This is a genomic window from Neorhizobium sp. PAMB6716, from assembly GCF_058242805.1.
In genome coordinates this window covers 3,164,358-3,184,062 of record NZ_CM177835.1, presented here as the reverse complement: position 1 = coordinate 3,184,062, position 19,705 = coordinate 3,164,358, and the positions used below count along the sequence as shown (strand labels likewise).

19 protein-coding genes are annotated in these 19,705 nt (G+C 61.6%); 11 read left to right on the top strand and 8 right to left on the bottom strand.

The window, feature by feature from the left end; translation table 11 throughout:
- The first annotated feature begins 1 nt into the window (after position 1).
- Positions 2-1,120, top strand: a complete 1,119-nt coding sequence (locus tag AC4CWH_RS15530; protein ID WP_491319435.1) for a carbohydrate kinase — start codon at positions 2-4, stop codon at positions 1,118-1,120.
- A 4-nt stretch (positions 1,121-1,124) separates the two neighbouring features.
- Positions 1,125-2,054: a pseudouridine-5'-phosphate glycosidase gene (locus tag AC4CWH_RS15525; protein WP_491319434.1), complete on the top strand. Its 930-nt coding sequence runs from the start codon at positions 1,125-1,127 to the stop codon at positions 2,052-2,054.
- 51 nt (positions 2,055-2,105) lie between these two features.
- Here the strand turns inward: AC4CWH_RS15525 and AC4CWH_RS15520 are convergent, their stop codons facing one another.
- Positions 2,106-3,053 (bottom strand): nucleoside hydrolase, encoded by a 948-nt coding sequence (locus tag AC4CWH_RS15520; RefSeq protein ID WP_491319433.1) that lies wholly within the window; start codon positions 3,051-3,053, stop codon positions 2,106-2,108.
- 164 nt (positions 3,054-3,217) lie between these two features.
- Here AC4CWH_RS15520 and AC4CWH_RS15515 point away from each other — a divergent pair, with 164 nt between their 5' ends.
- Positions 3,218-3,997: an SDR family NAD(P)-dependent oxidoreductase gene (locus tag AC4CWH_RS15515; protein ID WP_491319432.1), complete on the top strand. Its 780-nt coding sequence runs from the start codon at positions 3,218-3,220 to the stop codon at positions 3,995-3,997.
- Positions 3,998-4,058: 61 nt separating this feature from the next.
- On the opposite strand, the gene AC4CWH_RS15510 is transcribed toward AC4CWH_RS15515, so the two are convergent.
- Genes AC4CWH_RS15510 through AC4CWH_RS15500 form a run of 3 tightly spaced genes read right to left on the bottom strand, consistent with a single transcriptional unit; the run spans position 4,059 to position 7,413 of the window.
- Positions 4,059-5,282 carry a class I SAM-dependent methyltransferase gene (locus AC4CWH_RS15510; RefSeq protein ID WP_491319431.1) on the bottom strand — a complete coding sequence of 408 codons (1,224 nt, stop codon included), beginning with the start codon at positions 5,280-5,282 and terminating at the stop codon, positions 4,059-4,061.
- Positions 5,279-6,079 (bottom strand): DUF1365 domain-containing protein, encoded by an 801-nt coding sequence (locus tag AC4CWH_RS15505; RefSeq protein WP_491319430.1) that lies wholly within the window; start codon positions 6,077-6,079, stop codon positions 5,279-5,281. The genes AC4CWH_RS15510 and AC4CWH_RS15505 overlap by 4 nt, the downstream gene beginning before the upstream one ends.
- A complete protein-coding gene (locus AC4CWH_RS15500; RefSeq protein ID WP_491319429.1) occupies positions 6,076-7,413 on the bottom strand; it encodes an NAD(P)/FAD-dependent oxidoreductase in 1,338 nt (445 codons plus the stop codon). Before AC4CWH_RS15500 ends, AC4CWH_RS15505 begins: the two co-directional genes overlap by 4 nt.
- A gap of 279 nt (positions 7,414-7,692) precedes the next feature.
- Between AC4CWH_RS15500 and AC4CWH_RS15495 the strand changes: the two genes are divergently transcribed.
- The 8 genes from AC4CWH_RS15495 (at position 7,693) to AC4CWH_RS15460 (ending at position 13,407) form a co-directional block, all read left to right on the top strand.
- Positions 7,693-8,214 (top strand): sigma-70 family RNA polymerase sigma factor, encoded by a 522-nt coding sequence (locus AC4CWH_RS15495; protein ID WP_491321441.1) that lies wholly within the window; start codon positions 7,693-7,695, stop codon positions 8,212-8,214.
- Positions 8,211-8,897, top strand: coding sequence for a ChrR family anti-sigma-E factor (locus tag AC4CWH_RS15490; protein WP_491319428.1), 687 nt, complete (start codon positions 8,211-8,213; stop codon positions 8,895-8,897). The genes AC4CWH_RS15495 and AC4CWH_RS15490 overlap by 4 nt, the downstream gene beginning before the upstream one ends.
- A 21-nt stretch (positions 8,898-8,918) precedes the next feature.
- The gene (locus tag AC4CWH_RS15485) at positions 8,919-9,323 is read left to right on the top strand and encodes a DUF2177 family protein (RefSeq protein ID WP_491319427.1); all 405 of its coding nucleotides are present in this window, start codon (positions 8,919-8,921) and stop codon (positions 9,321-9,323) included.
- Between the two features lie 154 nt (positions 9,324-9,477).
- Positions 9,478-10,194: a nutrient deprivation-induced protein gene (locus tag AC4CWH_RS15480; RefSeq protein WP_491319426.1), complete on the top strand. Its 717-nt coding sequence runs from the start codon at positions 9,478-9,480 to the stop codon at positions 10,192-10,194.
- Complete coding sequence (locus AC4CWH_RS15475) at positions 10,187-10,603, top strand: phage holin family protein (protein ID WP_491282932.1); 417 nt, start codon at positions 10,187-10,189, stop codon at positions 10,601-10,603. Before AC4CWH_RS15480 ends, AC4CWH_RS15475 begins: the two co-directional genes overlap by 8 nt.
- The gene (locus tag AC4CWH_RS15470; protein ID WP_491319425.1) at positions 10,603-11,610 is read left to right on the top strand and encodes a DUF3618 domain-containing protein; all 1,008 of its coding nucleotides are present in this window, start codon (positions 10,603-10,605) and stop codon (positions 11,608-11,610) included. Before AC4CWH_RS15475 ends, AC4CWH_RS15470 begins: the two co-directional genes overlap by 1 nt.
- Positions 11,611-11,791: 181 nt before the next feature.
- Positions 11,792-12,607 carry a DUF1206 domain-containing protein gene (locus tag AC4CWH_RS15465; RefSeq protein ID WP_491319424.1) on the top strand — a complete coding sequence of 272 codons (816 nt, stop codon included), beginning with the start codon at positions 11,792-11,794 and terminating at the stop codon, positions 12,605-12,607.
- An 89-nt stretch (positions 12,608-12,696) separates the two neighbouring features.
- Positions 12,697-13,407, top strand: coding sequence for a phosphatase PAP2 family protein (locus tag AC4CWH_RS15460; RefSeq protein ID WP_491319423.1), 711 nt, complete (start codon positions 12,697-12,699; stop codon positions 13,405-13,407).
- Between the two features lie 58 nt (positions 13,408-13,465).
- Here the strand turns inward: AC4CWH_RS15460 and AC4CWH_RS15455 are convergent, their stop codons facing one another.
- The 4 genes from AC4CWH_RS15455 to AC4CWH_RS15440 form a co-directional block, all read right to left on the bottom strand.
- The gene (locus tag AC4CWH_RS15455) at positions 13,466-13,930 is read right to left on the bottom strand and encodes a Crp/Fnr family transcriptional regulator (protein WP_491282928.1); all 465 of its coding nucleotides are present in this window, start codon (positions 13,928-13,930) and stop codon (positions 13,466-13,468) included.
- A gap of 35 nt (positions 13,931-13,965) precedes the next feature.
- On the bottom strand, positions 13,966-16,677 hold the full coding sequence (locus tag AC4CWH_RS15450) for an ABC transporter transmembrane domain-containing protein (protein WP_491321440.1): 2,712 nt from the start codon (positions 16,675-16,677) through the stop codon (positions 13,966-13,968).
- A gap of 162 nt (positions 16,678-16,839) precedes the next feature.
- Positions 16,840-18,192 (bottom strand): adenylate/guanylate cyclase domain-containing protein, encoded by a 1,353-nt coding sequence (locus tag AC4CWH_RS15445; protein ID WP_491282927.1) that lies wholly within the window; start codon positions 18,190-18,192, stop codon positions 16,840-16,842.
- 302 nt (positions 18,193-18,494) lie between these two features.
- Positions 18,495-19,676, bottom strand: a complete 1,182-nt coding sequence (locus tag AC4CWH_RS15440; protein ID WP_491319422.1) for a DUF3095 domain-containing protein — start codon at positions 19,674-19,676, stop codon at positions 18,495-18,497.
- Between the last annotated feature and the right edge of the window lie 29 nt (positions 19,677-19,705).

Here is a 19,705-nt window from a genome sequence, read left to right as displayed (position 1 = left end):
CATGGACGAACTGGGAGTGCAGGAAGCCGCCGTGCTTGCCCTCATCAAGGACAATCCCTTTGTCGGCCAGCAGGAAATTGCAGACGCCCTCGGGCTTGCCCGCTCCACGGTGGCCGCGCATATCGCGCAACTGGTTCAGAAGGGTTATTTGCTCGGGCGCGGCTATATGCTGCCGGAGCCGCGCCGGGCGGTGCTGGTCGGGGGCGCCGTGTTTGATCGCAAATATCGGGCGCGCCAGGCTATTGTTCTGGAAACCTCCAATCCCGTTGATGGCATGCGCAGCTTTGGCGGTGTCGCGCGCAATGTGGCGGAAAACCTGTCGCTCCTCGAAACGCCCACCAGCTTCATGTCCATCATCGGCAATGACGAGACGGGAGCCGCGCTTCTCGCGCATCTGCGCGACCGCGGCATCGATGTCAGCCAGGTGGTGGTGACGGACGAAAAACCGACGGCCGAATATGCTGCCATTCTCGATCCGGCCGGCGATCTGGTCGTGGGCTTGGCCGATATGGGGATTTTCGATCTCTTGCAGCCCGGCCATATCGATCGCGCCTGGTCGCATCTGGCCTCCGCAAGCCTAGTCTTTGCCGATTGCAACCTGCCGGCAGAGACGCTGCACCACCTCATTCAGCGCCGCCGTAGCGCCCGTTTTCGGCTGGCAATCGATGCGGTCTCCACCCACAAGGTCATGCGCCTGCCGCAGGACCTGTCGGGCATCGACCTGTTGTTCATGAATATCGATGAGGCGAATGCACGCCTGTTTCGCCATGGCGCAGAAGATCTGCAGGATGCGGCCGAGGCAGCCCGTCTGCTGCGGCAGGCTGGCGCCGGCGAGGTGGTCGTCACCATGGGCGCGCGCGGCATTGCGGTTGCAGGCCCCGATGGGGTTCGCACTGCAACCGCCGTGCCGGCAAATCCGCGCGACATGACCGGCGCCGGCGATGCAATGATTGCCGGCACCCTGCATGGCCTGATGGCCGGTGAGGACAGTTTTGCCGCCGCCCGCATCGGCGCTCTCTTGGGCGCGCTCACCACCGAAAGCGCCGCAAGCGTTCACCCAGACCTTTCACCGCGCTTCCTTGAAGCAAACATGCACCGGCTTGCCGAGCACAAAGGATAATCTCATGACCCTTCTTCAGCCGAAACTCAGCCGCGAGGTTGCCGAAGCCATCCGCGCCGGTGGCCCGGTCGTGGCGCTCGAATCCACCATCATCACCCACGGCATGCCGTATCCGGCAAACCTTGAGACCGCGCTTGCCGTGGAAGCCGTGGTGCGCGAAAACGGCGCCGTGCCCGCCACCATCGCCGTCATCGACGGGGAGTTGCGCGCCGGTCTCGAACATGCCGAACTCGAAGCGCTGGCCAAGGCGCAAGGCGTGGTTAAAGCCTCCGGCCGGGATCTTGCCGTTGCCATGTTGCGCAAGGCGTCTGCCGGCACCACGGTGTCTGCGACCATGCTGCTCGCCGATCTCGCGGGCATCGACATCTTTGCGACCGGCGGCGTCGGCGGCGTGCATCGCGGCGCCGAGCAGACGTTTGATATTTCCGCTGACTTGACCGAGCTTGGCCGCACGAAAACCGCCGTCGTCTGCGCCGGCGTCAAGTCCATCCTCGATATCGCAAAAACGCTCGAATATCTGGAAACCCAGCGCGTGCCTGTTATTGCCTATGGCACGGATGCGTTTCCGGCCTTCTTCACCCGCGAAAGCGGCTACAAGGCCGACCATCGCCTCGATACGGCCGAAGAGATTGCTGAGGCGATGCACCTGCACCACCGCCTCGGCACCGGTACGGGCCTCTTGATCGCCAACCCGATCCCGGAAACGGCAGCCCTCTCGCCCGATTTCATCGATGGCACGATTGCCGACGCCGTGCGCGAAGCCGAAGAACGCGGCATCGGCCGCAAGGACCTGACGCCTTTCCTGCTCGGCCGCATCAACGAATTGTCCAAGGGCGAGAGCCTGAAGGCCAATATCGCACTGGTCAAGAACAACGCAGCGCTGGCCGCCCGCATGGCGGTTGCCTATGCGGCGCTGAAGAAGGCCGGGCACTAAGAAGCAAAAATGCAGACGGCGGCCTTTGTCCGCCGTCTGCCGAACAAAAGTTTATGCCGTGGCCGGCAGCCGGGCCAGGCGCTCCGTCAGCAACGCGTAAAACCCGTCTGCATCCACGTCGCGCACAAAAAATGCGTTTTTCGGGCGCTGCGTCACGCCCCACCAGTCGGCAACCGTCATGCCCTTGGTGAGTTCCGATGCTGTCTCGATCTCCACATTGCAGAGGCGGCCGGAATAAAGCTCGGGCTTCAGCAGGTAGGCGATCACGTTCGGGTCGTGCAGCGGGCCGCCGTCAGTGCCGTATTTTGCCTCGTCGAAGCGCTCGAAGAATTCCAGCCAGCCGGTGACGGCATCGGCAAGCGGCGTGCCGAGTGCCTTGATGGCGGCGACACGCTTGGCCGTGGTCAGCACCTGATGGGTTACATCGAGCGGCATCATCACGATGGGCGCGCCTGACGACAGCACGATGCGGGCCGCTTCTGGGTCGACAAAGATGTTGAATTCGGCAGCTGGCGTTACATTGCCGCCTTCGAACAGGCCACCGCCCATCAGTACCACGCTTTTGATGCGCGCAGCGAGTGCAGGCTCCCGCGAAAGGGCGGTGGCAAGGTTGGTCATGGGCCCAAGCGTGCAGACAGTGATGGTGCCCGGTTCATGCGCCATCAGCGTTTCGATAATGAAGTCGACGCCGTGCTGGGCCTCGAGCGGCATGGTGGGTTCGGGCAGGTCCGCGCCGTCCATGCCGGTTGCGCCATGCACATATTCGGCGGTGAACAGGCTGCCCTGCATGGGGCCTTCGCAGCCGGCAAAAACGTGAATATCGCGACGGCCGGCAAGTTCGCACACCTTGCGGATGTTTTTCGAGGTGAGCGTTACCGGCACATTGCCCGCCGCAGCCGTAATCCCCAGAACCTCCAGTTCCGGGCTTGCCAGAGCCAGAAGAATGGCCAGCGCATCGTCCTGTCCGGGGTCCGTATCGATAATGATCTTCTGGGGCATGGCATCTCTTTTCCGACTGCTGGGAAATTTTTAGGGCATTCGTGATGGCTCAAGGATTTGCCACGTCGCGCCGGTCCGGGCAAGTCGCTGCAATCTCACAGACGACCAGGCGCCACAGAACCAAACGGGCGGCTGCACGTAGTGAGAGATAAACGGAGGTTATTATGAGCGATATCGACAGAACCGGAACGATCGACCATGGCAGGCTCGCCTGGATCACCGGCGCCAGTTCCGGCATCGGGCGGGCGGTGGCGCAACGTCTGGCACGCGATGGCTGGCGGGTTGCGGTCAGCGCCAGAAGTGCCGACAAGCTGGATGAACTGGCCGCCCTCCATCCGGGGCGGATCTTTGCGTTTCCGCTCGATATCACCGACCGCGTGGCCGCAAACGGTGTGGCGGATGCGGTGCGTGCAGCACTCGGGGCCATCGATCTCGCGATCTTTTCCGCCGGCACCTACAAACGTGACAGTGTGCGCCATTTCGATAGCGGCAATCTGGCAGAAACCTTCAACCTCAATGTCATCGGCACCGGCCACACGCTGGAAGCCGTGATCCCGCAGATGATTGCGCGACGACAGGGCGAGATTGCCGTTGTCGCTTCCGTTGCCGGTCTGGTCGGGCTTCCGGGCGGTGGTTTTTACGGGGCAAGCAAGGCAGCGCTCAACAATCTCTGCCAGGCGCTTCGCCCGGAGCTGGAGCGGGAAGGGGTGCGGCTTCGCATCATCAATCCGGGTTTCGTCGATACGCCGCTGACGGAAAAGAACGATTTTCCGATGCCGTTCCTGATTTCCGCCGAAGAGGCCGCCGATGCGATTGTCGACGGGCTGAAGACGAACCGCTACGAAATCATCTTTCCGTGGAAGATGGCGCTGTCGATCAAACTGCTGGCGGCCTTGCCGAAGGCGCTTCTGTTCAAGATCACTCGCAGGATGCTGCGCAAATAACAGCGCTGAAAAGGTTCGGGGACGTGCGCCCCGAACCTTCCATTCACCAGGAAACAGGCCTTCAGCGCGCCGGATTTTCCAGCCGGAACTGCGCCACGTCGATGCGGCCGCTGCGAAATCCTGCGGCGCAGTAATGCAGGTAATAGTGCCAGGTGCGGAAGAACCGCTCGTCGAAACCGAGCGGCGCGATCTTCGGCCACATGGCATTGAAGGTGCGGTCCCAGGCGAGCAGCGTGCGCTCGTAGTCGCGGCCGAAGCGGAAGCAATCCTTCACCGTCAGGCGGGCTTTGGATGCGATCGCGCCAAATCCGCTGATCGTCGGCAGCATGCCGCCGGGAAACACATAGGTCTGGATAAAATCGGCATGGCGGCGGTATTGCTCGAAGCGGCTTTCATCGATGGTGATGACCTGGATCATCGCTTCGCCGCCGGGCACCAGGAGGTCGCGCACCTGCTCGAAATAGATCGGCCAGTGTTCCTCGCCAACCGCTTCGAACATCTCGATGGAAACGATCTTCGAAAACTGGCCGGTGCAATCTCGGTAATCCTGCAGGCGGATTTCGCCGTTTGCGGAAAGGCCGGCTTCTGCCAGCCGTTCCGTCGCAAAGGCTGCCTGCTCGCGCGAAAGCGTCAGCCCTGTCACCCGGCAGCCCGTTTCCCGGATGGCCTGCTCCATGAAGCCGCCCCAGCCGCAGCCGATTTCCAGCACGTGATCGTTATGGGTAATGCCGAGTTCGCGGATGATGCGGGCGTATTTTTCGTGCTGTGCAGCCTCCAGGCTCATCTCGGGCGTCGCATAGATGGCCGAGGAATAGGTCATCGAGCGGTCCAGCCAGACCTCGTAGAATGTGTTGCCGAGATCGTAATGGAAGGCGATGTTGCGCCGGCTGCCGGCCTTGGAATTGCGCCGCAGACGGTGGCGCAGATGCGCGATCCGCGCCATCAGCGCCATCGGCCGGTCAAGCTTCTCCCAGCCATGTTCGTTGGCCAGCGCCAGATCCAGCACCTGGCCGAGATCAGGCGTCTCCCAGTCGCCATCCATATAGGCGCGGGCAAAGCCCAGCCCGCCGCCCGTCATCACCCGGCGCAGAATGCGCGACCGGTGGATGCGGATGGTGGCGCAGGGGCCGTTCGCCCCGTCACCGAAATGGTGCTCGCGCCCTCCGGGGAACACGACGGTCAGGCGTCCGTGTCGCGTGCCCGAGAGCATGCGCACGAGGATGCGCTGCCAAAACGGCGCGCGGTCAGCAGTGAGGCTGGTTTCCCGCTCTCCGGCATGGCTCATGTTTCAGTTCCTCCACTCACAACGACCGGTTCCACCGAGCTTGCGATGCGGCTTGCTGCAGGACGATGCCGATGGAGCGGCACGCCCTTCAGGAAGAGGCGCACCGCCTCGAAATGGATGCCCGCCATGATCTTCATGGTCATCAGCGGGTATGAAAACAGTGCTCGCCCCAGCGTGCGGTCGCTGAGCGCGCTCCTGCGGCCGGCAAAGCTTGCGAAAAGAAGGTCACCTTCGGCGTCCCGCTCGCTGATCGCGATTTTCACGCGCTCTCCCGGCGGGGTGATGTCGAAGTCGTAGAGGCAATCCATGGGAACGAAAGGAGAGACATACATGGCCTTGGCGCAGGTGTGGCGCACACGGTCCGGATGGGCTGCTTTCGCGGGTATGATATACGTATGCCGTTCATGGAATGTATTGCAGACCTCATAAAGCAAGGCCAGCAGATTTCCGTTTGCATCCGTGCAGAAATAAACGGTGAGCGGATTGAAGACATAACCCAGGATGCGCGGATAACAGAGAACGCGGATGGTGACGTCGCGGTGATCGATGCCGGCCTCAGCCAGATGACCTTCCACCCATTTCCGCAAGCCCCCGCGCTCGCCCGTTCCGTGGTCCTTGTCGTGAAAACTGTAGATGGCGGCGCGGTTGTAACCGAACAGCTTCAGCCGGCGGTCCAGCGCCTCCAGTTCGTCAAGATCGATCAGCAGGGAAAACACGCGGTAGGTGAGATTGTGTTTTTTCGGACGGTGGCGGGCATGCACCACCGTGCCGAAATAGAGGGCGGATCCCTCCGTCATTCTGCCGCCGCCAGCAGGGGATCGGCAAAGATGCGACCGGACTGGTCCTTCACCTGCCACGGCCGCTTGAGGCCCGTTGCCGCTTCTGCCGCTGCAAGGCCGGCCTGCAGGCCATCCTCGTGAAAACCGCTGCCGAAATGGGCGCCGCAGAAAAACGTGTCACGCCGCCCCTGCAGGGCCCAGACTTCGCGCTGCGCTGCCATGGAGGCAAGATCGAACAGCGGGTGGGTGTAGTGATAGGTGCCGATCACGCTCTCCTCGCGGATGTCGCGACACGCATTCAGCGTCACGAACAGCGGATGACGCTCCGGCAGGTTCTGTAGCCGGTTCATCCAGTAGGTGACGCAAAGCGGAGCGCTGTCGTTCTCGCGCTTGCCGCCAATGTAGTTCCAGCTCGACCAGACGGCCTTTCGCTTCGGCATCAGCTGCGCGTCGGAATGCAGCACGGCGACATTGTCGGTATAGCGGAAGCCGCCAAGGATCCGCGTTTCCATCTCGTCGGCATCGCCAAGCATGCCCAGCGCATCATTGGCGTGGGTTGCAACGATCACGGTATCGAAACGATCCACGTCACCTTTGTTGTCGGTGATCGACACGCCACCGGCGGCAAGTCTCTCGATGCGGGCAACGCCGCAGTTGAGGCGGATCTCGCCTTTGAAATCCTCGGCAATGCGGCGCACATACTGGCGGCTTCCGCCTGACACGGTGCGCCAGAGCGGCCGACCCGACAGAAGGATCAGGCCGTGATGCACGAAAAAGCGGATGAAGGCCTGCAGCGGATAGGCGCGCATATCCGTCGTCGTCATCGACCAGATAGCAGCGCCCATCGGCAGAAGGTGGTCGTCGATGAAGGTTTTGGAATAGTTCTCGCGGTCGAGATAGTCGCCAAGCGTCATCGCCTGCAGGTCGGGGCGTCCCATCAGGCTTTCGGCTTCGCGATAGAACCGAAGCACATCCGACAGCATGCGCCAGAAGCGCGGGCGTGCGGCATTGCGGCGCTGGCCGAGAATACCCTTCAAGCCGGTGCCGGAATATTCAAACGCACCATCCTCGATGGAGGCGGCAAAGGACATGTCGGAGGCATCCGTTGCCACGCCAAGATGATCAAAGAGGGCCACGAGATTGGGATAATTCTTGTCATTGAAAACGATGAAGCCGGTATCGACGGGAAGTTCCCCATCTGGCGTCTGAACCAGAACGGTGTTGGAATGGCCGCCGAGCCGGTCTGCTGCTTCATAGAGCACCACGTCATTTTCCCGGGAGGCCAGCCAGGCTGCGGAAAGACCGCTGATACCGGAGCCGACGACGGCAATGCGACGATGTTCTGTTTTCACTGAAACAATTCCCCATGTTTCTTGTTAGCCTACGATTGGCCTCTACGAAGGCTGGGGGCAAATGGTTTCGTCTGAAATTTCTTTTTGTCGGTGATCCGGCCGCAAGAGGGTGGCGTAATTGGCCGCATGAGCTTCAGTATTTCCATATCGGCAAGGACGTGCCACAACGAGAAAAAAGCGGGTGTCTTCCCGCTTTCCCGCGTGAAGCATGGCCTTAAGATGAAACGGACTGACAGGAACCTACCGGAACCGGATCTTTCTCAGGAAGAGCTTTGCAGCCTGCTTGCAGCCGTCGGCGCAGAGCGCAGCGTTACCGCGTTCGAGACGATCTTTCGCTATTACGGGCCGCGCGTGCGGTCCTTCATGGCCATGAAGACGCGTGACATGCAGCTGGCCGAAGAGCTGATGCAGGAAACCATGACGGCCGTGTGGAACAAGGCCGTTCAATTCGATCCGAGCCGGGGCAACGTCTCCTCCTGGATCTTCACGATCGCGCGCAACCAGCGCATCGATGCCTTTCGCCGGAAGCGCCCGGTGTTTGATGAAAACGATCCGGTTTTCGTGGCCGACAACGCGCCGCTCGCCGATGTGGAACTGGAAGGGCGCCAGGATGCCGAACTCCTGCGTCAGGCAATGGAGACATTGCCGCCCGAACAGCTCGATGTTCTCAGGCGCGCCTTCTTCGATGAAGCCTCTCATTCAACCATAGCAGAAGACATGGGAATTCCCTTGGGTACCGTGAAATCACGCATCCGGCTGGCTTTCGACAAGTTACGCACCACGCTGGAGGGCCGGCGATGAACGTCAAGCATCATATCAGCGATGAACTGCTGCTCGATTATGCCTCCGGCAATCTGTCGGAAGGATGGAGCATTGCCGTTGCCACACATCTGGCGCTTTGCCCGTCCTGTCGTCGCACGCTGGAGGCCATGGAAGGGGCCGCCGGCGCGCTCTTGGACAAGGTGGTGAGCGACCATCCTGTCACGACATCCGATTGGGATACACTGCGTGCCCGTATCACCGGCGAGGCACCTGCCACCATGACCGCGCCTTCGTCCGTGAAAGCCAAACCGGCATCCTCTGCCGGCCAGGGTGTGGCAAGCGTCATCCCGGAACCGCTGCGATCCTATCTCGGCGGCGATGTCGAGACGCTGAAGTGGCAGGCTCTCGGGCGTGGCGCCTATCAGATCCGCATTCCAACGGCGGATCGGGCCACGCAGGTGCGCCTCCTTAAAATTCCCGCCGGAAAACCGGTGCCGGAACATACCCATGAGGGGCGCGAGCTGACGCTGGTTCTTGCCGGCAGCTTCCGCGATGGCGACGACGTGTTTGCCCGCGGTGATCTGGAAGAGGCCGATGGCAGCCTGCTGCATACGCCGACGGCAACCGAAGGCGAGGACTGCATCTGCCTTGCCGTTACCGAAGCGCCGCTGAAATTCAGCAGCTGGATCGTGCGGATGATCCAGCCCATCCTCAAGATCTGAGGATAAAAACGGAGAAGATCGATGGTCGTCTATGTGGTGGCTTACCTGTCGACGGCCGTGGTGTTCTTCGGTCTTGATTTGCTCTGGCTTGGCAAGGTTGCAACCAGCTTCTACCGTAGCCAGCTGGGCGACATGATGCGCGAGCGGCCGGATTTTGCCGCGGCCGGCGCCTTCTATCTCGTCTATATCGCCGGCATCGTTTATTTCGCCGTGCATCCACATCTGCAGGGGGGCACCTGGGCGCAGGCGCTTCTGTCCGGTGCCATCCTTGGCCTCATCGCCTACGGCACCTATGACATGACAAATCTCGCCACCCTGAAGAACTGGCCCCTTGCCATGACGCTGGTGGATCTTGCCTGGGGCACGCTGCTGACCGGCACCTCTGCTGCCGTGGGCTTGTGGGTCACCCGGAAATTCATCGGCTAGCACCCTTTTTACGGCCGCTTTTCAGCTTTTTACGCCGTAAGTTCCGTCTGGTTGTGTGATCAGGCGGGAACAATCCCGCGTGCCTCCGGTTGTCTCCCTGATCGCAGCGAACTCTTCGCAAAAGCCGATCACCCGTCATTGAAGGGAGAGTTCCATGGCAGAAAACGATATCGGGAGCGGCAAGACCGGCTCCACCTATTCATCCATTCGAGAACAATCGGCCCGACCGGCAGCCGCATCTTCGACAGAGCCTGGCGCAAGCCTCTATGAGGCCGACAGCCGCCGCAGCAGCGAGGCCGGCTCAGACAATCGCCCAGGCGATGGCCCGCAGGACGACAAGACAGGCACGCGAGCCGCCTCGGGCAGCGACCTGCGCCAGATGGCCAAGGACGATCTTGCCTCCGTTCGCCATGTCGCTGAAGACGGCATGTCCAAGGCGTCAGCTGCGGCAAACAAAGCAGCCGACGAGCAGAAAACCTATGCGGCAGACCGCGTGGCTGGCGTTGCAACCGCCATCGAAAAGGTCGGCTCCGAGCTTGAAGGCGAACAGCCCGAGCTTGGCCGCATGACACGCCAGATGGGCGAAAGCGTGCAACGCTTTGCCGAAGACATCAAGGGCCGTGACCTTGGCGAAATTGCCGGCATGGCGGAAGATTTTGGCCGCCGCCAGCCGCTCGCCTTCCTCGGCATTGCCGCCATTGCGGGCCTTGCCGCCAGCCGTTTCATTGGCGCCTCGGCCAGCCGCCAGCCCGCGATGACGTCACGCGCGGGGCGTGGAGAGGGTGGGCGTCCGGCGCCTGCTGCCGTCCAGCCGGCCGCGTCTCCCACCATGGCCAGCACGTCACCAGTCACGGGAGGCTCCAATGTCTAATACACCTGAAAACCGTCCGCTTTCCGAACTGGTCACCGGCCTCGTCGGTGATATCTCCGGCCTGTTTCGCAAGGAAATCAATCTTGCCAAGGCCGAAGCCTCGGAAAAGGTTTCGCATGCACTGACCGGCGTCGAAACGCTTGCCGCCGGCCTGGTGTTTGCCATCGCAGCCGTCGGCGTTCTGCTGGCAGCTGTCGTCAACGGCCTCACCGCCTTCCTCGTTGCGCGCGGCTTTGCCGAACACAATGCCGATGCCATTTCCTCGGTCGTGGTGGGCGTCATCGTTGCCCTTATTGCCTGGGGCATGATTTCCAAGGGCCTTTCGGCGCTTCGCGGCAATAACCTCAATCTCGATCGCACCACCAACTCGCTTCGCCGTGATGCGCAGGTCCTCAAGGAGAGAACGTGATGGCTTATGCTACCGATAATGCGCGCCCGGAAGATATCGAGCGCGAAATCGAAAAGGATCGCGTGCGGATCGGCGCGAAGCTGGATGAAATCCAGAACCGCATGTCGCCAGGTCAGCTGGTGGATGAGGCGCTCGCCTATGCAGAGTCAAGCGGCGGCGGGGAATTTTTCTCCAATCTCGCCGGCTCCGTCAAAACCAATCCGGTGCCGATGGCGCTGATGGGCGTCAGTCTGGCTTGGCTGATGGCAAGCCAGAACAAGCCATCGCAGCAGACCACCCGCGTCGCGGATGACGAGCAGGATTATCCGCTTGCAACCGTGTCCGGACCGCTTCGCCGTGTCGGGCCGGTGGAAGACCATGCATCCGGCCGTTACAGCCATTTCGCTGATGACACCGGAAGTCGCTTCAAGGCGCTGACCGATGCATCGGGACGGCGCGCCGGCCATTTTGTCGATCAGACCGGCAAGACCTATCGTGGCTTTGCCGACAGCACAGGTCGCCGCGTACAGGATGTGCGCGATGAAACCGGCAAGATGTTCGATGAAGCGTCCGGCTGGCTGTCCGACACCCGGGCCAGTCTCGGCCATGGCGCCAGCAAGATGGCACGCACCGTGTCTGAAGCCGGTCGCTCGGCCGGTCGCAGTTCCATGGATATGGGGGCGTCGCTGAAGGAGCAGTCGGCCCAGATCAACGAGACGATCCTGCGCCAGTTCAAGGATCAGCCGCTGATCGGGGGCGCGCTTGCCTTTGCCGTGGGGGCCGCCATCGGTGCAGCCCTGCCGCGCACCGACCGGGAAGACGAAATGGTCGGCGACCTCTCGGACAATCTGAAGGAGCAGGTCGCAACCCGTGCTTCGGAAACGATGGACCGGGCCGAACATGTGGCCGCCGACGTGTCACGCAAGGCTGCAGAGGTCGCAGCAGATCTTCATGACACTGCCCGCGAGCGCATCGTCGAGGAGACCCGCACCTATCGTGACGGTGATCCGGCGACCCGCCCGCACTGATCCCGTGCGCATTTCAACACAAGGCCCGTCGGATCTCCGGCGGGCTTTTTTGTAAGCTTTGCCGGTTGCTTGCACTTTTTGAGGAGAACGGTCGCAAAGAGATTGAACCTTTTGCCCGCTCCTGCGGTTTCCTCGTCGCTGACCGTCTCTTTTGTCTGACAGATCACCACGAGGACTTTTCATGGATACGATACGTAAACTCGAATGGCTTGCGCGGGCAGGTTACGTGGCGCGCGGCCTTGTTTACGTGCTGGTTGCGGGCCTTGTCCTGCTCGGCAGCCTCGGCGGTGGCCGTCCGGATTCCAAGTCGGCACTGCAACTGGTGCTTGGCCAGCCGCTCGGCCGCGTCTGGCTCGGCATAGTCGCAGTGGCGCTGATGGGGTTTGTTGCCTGGCGCATCTGCCAGGCAGTCGCCAATGCCGATGGTCATCCTCAAACGTTGAAGGGTTATGTGGTGCGTGCCGGCATGCTGGTCAGCGCTGCAACCTACACCGGTCTTGCCTTTTATGCCGCAAGCCATGCGCTGCAGATGGCAGAGGGATCTGGCGGCGGCGGATCGAAAAGCTGGACTGCCTGGCTGATGCAACAGCCTTTCGGCCCTTATCTGGTCGGTTGCGTGGCGCTGTGTATCCTGGGGGCGGGAACCGCCCTGATCATCAAGGGCGTCGGTCGGCGCTATCACCGTTACCTGTCCTTCGATGCGAGGCGCCACGGCTCACTCGATCTGTTTTGCGTGGCGGGTCTCGTCGCCAAGGGCATCGTTTTCCTCATCATCGGCTGCTTCTTTCTTTATGCTGCCTATGCGGTAAATCCGGATGAAGCCGGCAGCATGGCCGATGCGCTGGCCTGGATCAGACAGTTGCCGTTCGGGGCGACGCTCTATCTTGCCATGGGGCTTGGCTTGCTGTGCTTCGGCATTTATGGCTTCATCGAAGCGCGTTACCGCAGGGTCAATCCACCAAGCCTTGCTGAGGCGCGCCGCGCCATCCCGGTCTGAATGCCGCCGGGCAAGCCCCTGACATCAAGCCAGGCTTGATCCGGGTTTCCTGTCGCACCTGAACATTTCCTCGTCTTGAAAGGGCCGCCATGCAGCCGCGCCGGATTGCAAGCCACGTCATCGACCGGGTCAAGACGATGGAAATGGTGACGCTCCTGTTTTTTGCCATCTTCGCCGGCGGCCTGTTTCTCTTCGCGCAATTGACAGGCGAGGTGCTGGAGGGAGACACGCATGCGCTGGATGAGGCGGTCCTGCTTTCGCTGCGCCAGACAGGGGACCTGTCCACCCCCATAGGCCCTTACTGGCTGTCACATGCCATGGACGATATCACCAGCCTTGGCGGCATAACCGTACTTTCCATCATGACGGCCCTGGCAACGCTCTATCTCGTCCTCGCACGCCGCAGGAAGATTGCCGCCTTTATGCTGTTTTCGGTCGTGGGCGGCTGGGCGACGAGCACAGTCCTGAAGATCCTCATCGCAAGGCCGCGGCCGGAAATCGTGCCGCATCTGGTCAATGTGCAGGACCTGAGCTTTCCCAGCGGCCACGCCATGCTGTCGGCGGTGACCTATCTCACGCTTGGCGCACTGCTGTCGCGCACCCAGCCGACGCGGACAACGCGCCTGTTCATGATGGGTGCAGCGCTGTTCCTGACGCTGATCATCGGCCTCAGCCGCATTTATCTCGGCGTGCATTATCCGACCGATGTGCTCGGCGGCTGGTGCGCCGGCGCAAGCTGGGCGGTGGGCTGCTGGCTTGTGGCGCGCCGTTATATCTCCGCTGAACCGTCACGGGATTAAACGGCATCCGCCATGCCATTCCTCAGGCCAATTCGGGTGCCACCCGCTGTCTTGAAATTCAGGTCGGCACGCGCTGCTGATGGCTGCGGGCTTCGGTCAGCTCGTTCGTCGTGTGGTTGAGACGGTTTGCCAGAACGCGCATGATTTCCACCGCCATGTCGGGAAAATCGCTCATCAGCTCCAGAAAGTTTTCCTTGCTGATCTTCAGCACTTCAAGCCGCGAGGAGGCACGCACCGTTGCCGTTCGCGCCGTATCGCAGAGGATGGCGATCTCGCCGACAATCGAATTCTTGTCGACTTCGGCAACCCGGATCTCTCCCGCCTCCGATTGCACCAGCACGTCGGCCGTACCGGACAGGATCACATAGGCCGCATCGCCGATGTCACCCTGGCGAAACAGGTTCTGCCCTTCGCGACAGGTCATGCGCTCGGAGGCGAACGCCAGAAGCTTCAGCTTTGCCGGCGCGATCTGGGAGAACAGCGGCACGCGCCGCAACATGTCAACCTCGTCCTTGAGTAGCATCGGTGTTTCACCTTCCGTCTCACACCCATACGATATTATGAGAGCAGTTGATTGAACATCCCATTTTTGCCTGAAAGTTCTTCAAAAGATCCGCTTTCAGCCAGATTTCCATTCTCAAAAACCAGAATGCGGTCAAAAAGTTCACTGATTTGCGCGTTCGGCAGCACCCAGACGATGGAAGGGCGGTGGCCTTCTTCATGCAGGTCCTTGAGGATGTTGGTGACGATCCTGTCCTGCGCCCTCTGGTCGAGCGCCGAAAGCGGCCGGTTGAAGATGAAATAGTCCGAGCGCTTGAGCAGCGCGCGCGCAAGGTTGAGCTTTTGCCGCTGTACCGTGTTCAGCCGCCGGCCCTGCGAGCCGACATCGAAATCGAGCCCGATGGACAGGACGTGATCGGCAAGGCCCAGTTCCTCGAACAGGTCGCGGATCGTCTGGCGGATGCGCTCGGTCGTATCGACTTCCTGGAACGACAGCCGGCCGAACAGCACATTGTCCATCAGCGAGACCGAGGCGGTGAACTGTTCGGCGTCGTGGCGTTCGATACGCTCGGCAAGGTCGGCCGGAATGTCGGCATAAAATGCCTCGCGCGCCTTAACGATCTGCGCCATCAGTTCCTGCGTCAGCAGGCCGAAGCGATGGCGCGGCTCGACATAGGAGAAGCTCAGGCGAATGATGCTCGTGCGGTCTGTCGCGGAGGCTTCTTCGAAGGGCGTGTTCTGCAGTTTCTGCAGCAGGGCTTCATAGGCCGGGATGTCATCGGCGCTCATGAAGGTCAGCTGCCGGAAGAACGGGTGGTCCGGCGGCAGGTCGCGGAAAAGCTCGACCGCGTTTTCAGCAATCGCCAGACCCATGGCGTAAAGTTGCGCCGAGACGCCGCTCTCTCCCATGACCTTGCGGAAATAGCGGTGGGCGGCCAGCGCCTGACCCGTCATGCCCTGCCGCATGGTGCCGAACAGCAGGTTTTCGCCGACGGTTGCCTGCAGATTGTAGGCATGCGCTTCGAACGGTGCGACGATCTCCTCGAGATCGGCGTCCTGCAGCCGGCGGCGCATGGCCTGGCGGATCTCGACGATGCGGTCGGTCAGCGCGTGATGGGCGGTGACATCCACCTGCGAGCGCAGGGCAAGGTCGAAAATATCCTGTGAGATCATCACCGCATCGAGAACGGGGCGGATGACCTTCAGGAGATCGTCGGGACCGCTTGCACCGGCAGACGAATAGTCGATCCAGTCGCTGTTGAGGTCGAGCGCCGGATTGCCGGATCGCTGGGCTTCCATGAGATTGCGCTTGTATTTGCGCTGGCTCTGGCCGCCGTATTCGATCGTTTTCAACGGGGCATGCTTCAGCCCGTAGAGCAGGTTGTCGCGCAACGTGGCGTGGAAAAAATAGGTTTCCGAGGAAACGAAGGAAATGCGCCGCCCGGTGACGCTTTCGGGCAGTTCGAGAATGTCGGTGCCACCGATGGTGATGTGCCCGGAGGTCGGCCAGAGAATGCGCCCGAAAGCCTCGGCAAGCGCTTCGGCCCCGCTATTGCTGCGCCCGACGATTGCCACCGTCGCGTCCGGTGCGATCTCCAGCGAAAGACGGTTGAGCAAGGGTGCGCCGCTGTCATCGGTCAGCACGAGGTTGCTCACCACCAGCGCATCGGACAGCTTTTCGACAGGCGTCGTCACCAGCGTCTGGATATGCGGGCCAACCAGCGTGTCCACGTCGAACTGCTCGACCACCTGGGCATATTTCACCTGCACGTCCTGGCGCGCCTGATCCCAGTCGATCAGTTCCTTCAGCGGTCCCGGCAGGTCTTTGTAGGCGCTGATGACGGCAATCAGCTGGCCGATGTCGAGGCGGCCCTGAAGCGCCAGATATCCGCCGATCGCGTAAAACAGGAAGGGCGTCACCTGGGCGAGGAAATTGTTGATGAACTTTACCATGAACTTCCACTGGTAAAGGTCGTAACGGATGAAGAAGATCGTCGCGAGGCGGTCGGCGATGTCGGCGCGCTCGAGATTGGAGGCATCGTGGCCCCGGATGGTGTGGATGCCGTCGACGATCTCGCTGACGCGGCCGGACAGCTGTCGTGCGGTCAGCTGCCGCTGGCGGCCAAGCTCCAGCAGCCGCTTGCGCATGCGCGGGATGATCAGCGCCTGCAGGGCAACGATGGACGCGGCAATCATGCCCAGCCAGAAATTCTGCAGGATGATAAAGCCGAGCGCTGTCAGCGCCTGGCCGCCCAGAAGTGCTGGCTGCACAAAGGCGTCGCCGGTGAAACCGCCGAGCGGCTCCACCTCGTCCTTGATCATCGTGGCGATTTCGGCCGATTTCACCCGCTTGAAATGGATGGGTGGAAAGCGCAGCACCCGGTCGACGAGGCTGAAACGGATACGCCGCAGCATGCGCTCGCCAAGCCGGCCCTTGTAGGTGTTGATGTAGAATTTGAACAGGCCGTTCAGCACCACCAGCCCGAGGAAAACGGTGCTGAGCGCCATCAGCGTGCCGACGCGGCCGAGTGGAAAACCTTCGAAAAGTTCGACATGGCCGAGCCATGGCAGGTCGAAGGCAATCGCCATGAACCGCTGCGTGGTATCCGGTTCTTCAAAACCCTGGCCCTGAATGGGGCCGTTGACGATGCGTTTGGGCAGGTCGAAAGCGAGAAAGTAAGGGACCATCGAGGCCGCAACCACCAGGAGGATCCACACCTGCTGCTTATAGGTGTTGGACCAGATGTACCGCGCCAGACTTTTTTCCATCATCCCCCGCGAAACCTGCCGCTCCTCGGCCTCTTTTGGCAGCCGGTGCGCGTCAAACCGCCCGCTCCTTTACCAACGGTTCATGAACCGCCGCTTCGGACGGTAGCTGCAATGACCGGTGCCACCAATACTCTTCCTGGCGAATGTTAGAGTTTTTTGTTTCTACTGCAACAGCTTGTCGAGAAACGGCGCCGTGCGCCGCTTGACGGCAATTTCGGTTGCGTCGCGGTGGAGGAGGATCAGACGTTCGGCCTCCGAAAGGGCCTTGCGTTCGATATCGGCAAGCGTTTCCTCCACCAGGGTCTCGTCGGGGCGCGTTTTCGGCTGCAGAAGCGTGACCCGCTGGCGCACGCCGCGCAGCTTTTCCTCGCCAAGCCTGTCCCATTCGCCACCGTCATAGCCGGCAAAGGCCTGGCTTGCCACGACATTACAGCCGTATTTTTTGGTCAGCGATTGCAGGCGCACCACTTCGTTGACGGCCGAGCCGAAAGCGGAAAACGTCAGCCGCTCCTGCAGGCCGACATTGCCGAACATCACATTGCCGACATGCAGCCCGATGCCGTAACCGATGGTCGGCAGGCTTTTTGCCGCGCGGCGCGCATTGAGGCCGGACAGCCGCGCCTGCGCATGGCGAACGGCAGCCATCGCGGACTGGCAGGCCTCGCGCGAGGGATCACGGTGACGGTCGCAGGGGTAGACAGCCAGAAAGCCATCGCCGAGAAAACTCAGGATCTGCCCGCCATTGCGGTTGAACGGGGCAGCGATCGCGTCGAAGAATTCATTCAGCGTGTCGATATAGGCCTGTCGACCTTCCTTTTCGGCAAGGATGGTGGACTGGCGCATGTCGCCGACCACAAGTGCGGCGCGGATCGTTTCGCCGTCGCCGCGACGGACCTGTCCGTTCAGCACACGCTTTCCCGCATCGCCGCCGAGATAGGTGGTCAGCATATTGTTGGCAAGCTTGTCGAGCACGGCCATCTTGGCCGCCACCGCCAGATAATTCTGGATGCGCAGCAGGGCGGCGATCATGTCGTCGGTAAAGCCATGGGTCGCATCGGTCGACCAGGAGCCCATCATGCCCTGCACGGTGTGATCGCCGAACGGCTGCATGAAGGCGATGTAATCGGTGATCTTCTCCTTCTGCAGGTCCTCGAAGACCGGAAACTCCACCGGGCCTTCGCGGGGAATGCGCCGGCGCATGTGGTCGAGGTTTCGGGCGAGAAGCTGGTAATAGGGACTGCGCATAAACACATCGGGATTGCCGACATCGTGGCGATAACCTTCCACGGTCAGCCCGCTTGCCGGACGCCAGGTAAAGCCCAGCGCGTCATAAAGCGGATGCAGCATGGCAAAGGACAGGTGGACGCGGGCAATCGGCAGGCCTGCCGCCGCCATCCGGTCGCAGAGCCCCCGCACGATATCTTCGAGCGTGCTGCCGGAAAGGGCTGCCTGCGTCAGCCAGTCCGCGACCTTCTCCATAAGAATGGAGGACACCTGTCCCGTTGCGGTTGTCATGAAAGGCCTCTCGTGTGGATGGCGGCCGAAAGGCGCCGGTTCGTGCTCGTATGGGGCATGCCGCTCTCCCGTGACAGGCCCGCTGTCGGGCGATGCACGAGCGCAAGGGTCCCGGGGGGGGGGCGGGGATGCCGTCTGTGAAAGCCGATCGCGCAGGCCGTGATCGGGATTTTTCCCGTCATGCTTCTAGGCGCGCGCGCTTTTGATGCCATCCTCGGGTGAAAAGATACAGCTTTAGAAATCGGTGCGGAAAGGCGTTCTTGCAAGGGTGCCTGCGGATTTTGTTTTGCGCTGCAAAAGCGTCAGAGCAAAGGCGGGCTTGCATATCCCGGTGCCGTATCGGTCGCCTTTGCGGAAAGCCGGCTTGCGGCAAGCGCATAACCGCCACCGGCACCATCGACGAAATGCATGTGATTGCGCGTCATCGGGCTCAGCACGAAACAGGTCATCAGCGCGCTGTCCTGCCGGTGAATGCCGTAGCGGCAGACGCCCTTTTCCTCGGCTTCGGCCAGGAGTTTTTCGATGCGCAGGCGATGCGGTTCGTCCACGTCCACCGTCATCTTCAACCCGTCATCGAACTTGCGAAAATCGGAATTGGCAGCAACGTCGCGCGTATACTGGCGCGCATTGAACCGGCCGAACGGAATGTTCAGCCGGTGGAGAAGGGTTGTGAGCCCCACCAGGCCGGCAATACGCAAGGTCCTCGACAGGCGCTGCCCGGGTGCAACGGTGGAGGCCTCGGCCCTGATCCCGCCCGAGGAAAAGGCAAGCTGCGGTCCCTCTTCGGGAACAGGGTGGCCATTGCGGTTCTGCTCGGCCGTCACCGAGACGATGGCCGATACCAAAGCCTCGAATTCCACCATGGTGGCTGGTGATGTCGGCTGCGCGATGATGGAGACGATTTCGCCGTTATGGGCCTGGATCGGGCTCCAGCGGCAGGAAAGGCCGTCGAGATCCGGTGGCGCCTCGGTGTGCTCCTCAATGGCGTAGCGGCCTGCCTTCATCTGCCGTTCGGCCCAGCTTGCGCCGCCGCCGGTGAACATCGCATAGGAAACGAGCGGGCTTGCGGCAAAACGGGAGACGCCCACATCAAGGCCCTGTGCGCGAATATCGCCGACCGGAACCAACGCCACCCGCATGTTAAGTCCAAGCTCGCGTGCGACCCAGGTCCGAACGGAGGCAAGGGCTGCCCGGGCCACATCGGCATGGCGTCCGGGAAGTGCGATCATCGCCCCATCGCCGCCAAAGCTGAACGGATGGTCCTCATGGCCCAGCGCATTGAGGACGGCGGAGATCACGCTGGCACCGGCCATGTTGACCTGCTTGTAGCGCCCGTCGGCAATGGCCTTGGTGGAGCCGACAATATCAGCCACCGCCAGCACCCAGTCTTGCGGCAGGGGGCGATAGTTGCGCGCATCCGCCACCCCTTCAAACCGGGTGAAGATCGGCAGAGACTGATAAAAAGCGTCCGTCATGGCGTTCATGCCATCAAGGTAGCATGGGCCGAAGGCGG

What these genes read in the sequence shown, in the direction of transcription:
- AC4CWH_RS15530 (WP_491319435.1), top strand. Translation starts at nt 2, where the DNA reads ATGGACGAACTGGGAGTGCAGGAAGCCGCCGTGCTTGCCCTCATCAAG.
- AC4CWH_RS15525 (WP_491319434.1), top strand. Translation starts at nt 1,125, where the DNA reads ATGACCCTTCTTCAGCCGAAACTCAGCCGCGAGGTTGCCGAAGCCATC.
- AC4CWH_RS15520 (WP_491319433.1), bottom strand. Translation starts at nt 3,053, where the DNA reads ATGCCCCAGAAGATCATTATCGATACGGACCCCGGACAGGACGATGCG.
- AC4CWH_RS15515 (WP_491319432.1), top strand. Translation starts at nt 3,218, where the DNA reads ATGAGCGATATCGACAGAACCGGAACGATCGACCATGGCAGGCTCGCC.
- AC4CWH_RS15510 (WP_491319431.1), bottom strand. Translation starts at nt 5,282, where the DNA reads ATGAGCCATGCCGGAGAGCGGGAAACCAGCCTCACTGCTGACCGCGCG.
- AC4CWH_RS15505 (WP_491319430.1), bottom strand. Translation starts at nt 6,079, where the DNA reads ATGACGGAGGGATCCGCCCTCTATTTCGGCACGGTGGTGCATGCCCGC.
- AC4CWH_RS15490 (WP_491319428.1), top strand. Translation starts at nt 8,211, where the DNA reads ATGAACGTCAAGCATCATATCAGCGATGAACTGCTGCTCGATTATGCC.
- AC4CWH_RS15485 (WP_491319427.1), top strand. Translation starts at nt 8,919, where the DNA reads ATGGTCGTCTATGTGGTGGCTTACCTGTCGACGGCCGTGGTGTTCTTC.
- AC4CWH_RS15480 (WP_491319426.1), top strand. Translation starts at nt 9,478, where the DNA reads ATGGCAGAAAACGATATCGGGAGCGGCAAGACCGGCTCCACCTATTCA.
- AC4CWH_RS15475 (WP_491282932.1), top strand. Translation starts at nt 10,187, where the DNA reads ATGTCTAATACACCTGAAAACCGTCCGCTTTCCGAACTGGTCACCGGC.
- AC4CWH_RS15470 (WP_491319425.1), top strand. Translation starts at nt 10,603, where the DNA reads ATGGCTTATGCTACCGATAATGCGCGCCCGGAAGATATCGAGCGCGAA.
- AC4CWH_RS15465 (WP_491319424.1), top strand. Translation starts at nt 11,792, where the DNA reads ATGGATACGATACGTAAACTCGAATGGCTTGCGCGGGCAGGTTACGTG.
- AC4CWH_RS15460 (WP_491319423.1), top strand. Translation starts at nt 12,697, where the DNA reads ATGCAGCCGCGCCGGATTGCAAGCCACGTCATCGACCGGGTCAAGACG.
- AC4CWH_RS15455 (WP_491282928.1), bottom strand. Translation starts at nt 13,930, where the DNA reads ATGCTACTCAAGGACGAGGTTGACATGTTGCGGCGCGTGCCGCTGTTC.
- AC4CWH_RS15450 (WP_491321440.1), bottom strand. Translation starts at nt 16,677, where the DNA reads ATGGAAAAAAGTCTGGCGCGGTACATCTGGTCCAACACCTATAAGCAG.
- AC4CWH_RS15445 (WP_491282927.1), bottom strand. Translation starts at nt 18,192, where the DNA reads ATGACAACCGCAACGGGACAGGTGTCCTCCATTCTTATGGAGAAGGTC.
- AC4CWH_RS15440 (WP_491319422.1), bottom strand. Translation starts at nt 19,676, where the DNA reads ATGAACGCCATGACGGACGCTTTTTATCAGTCTCTGCCGATCTTCACC.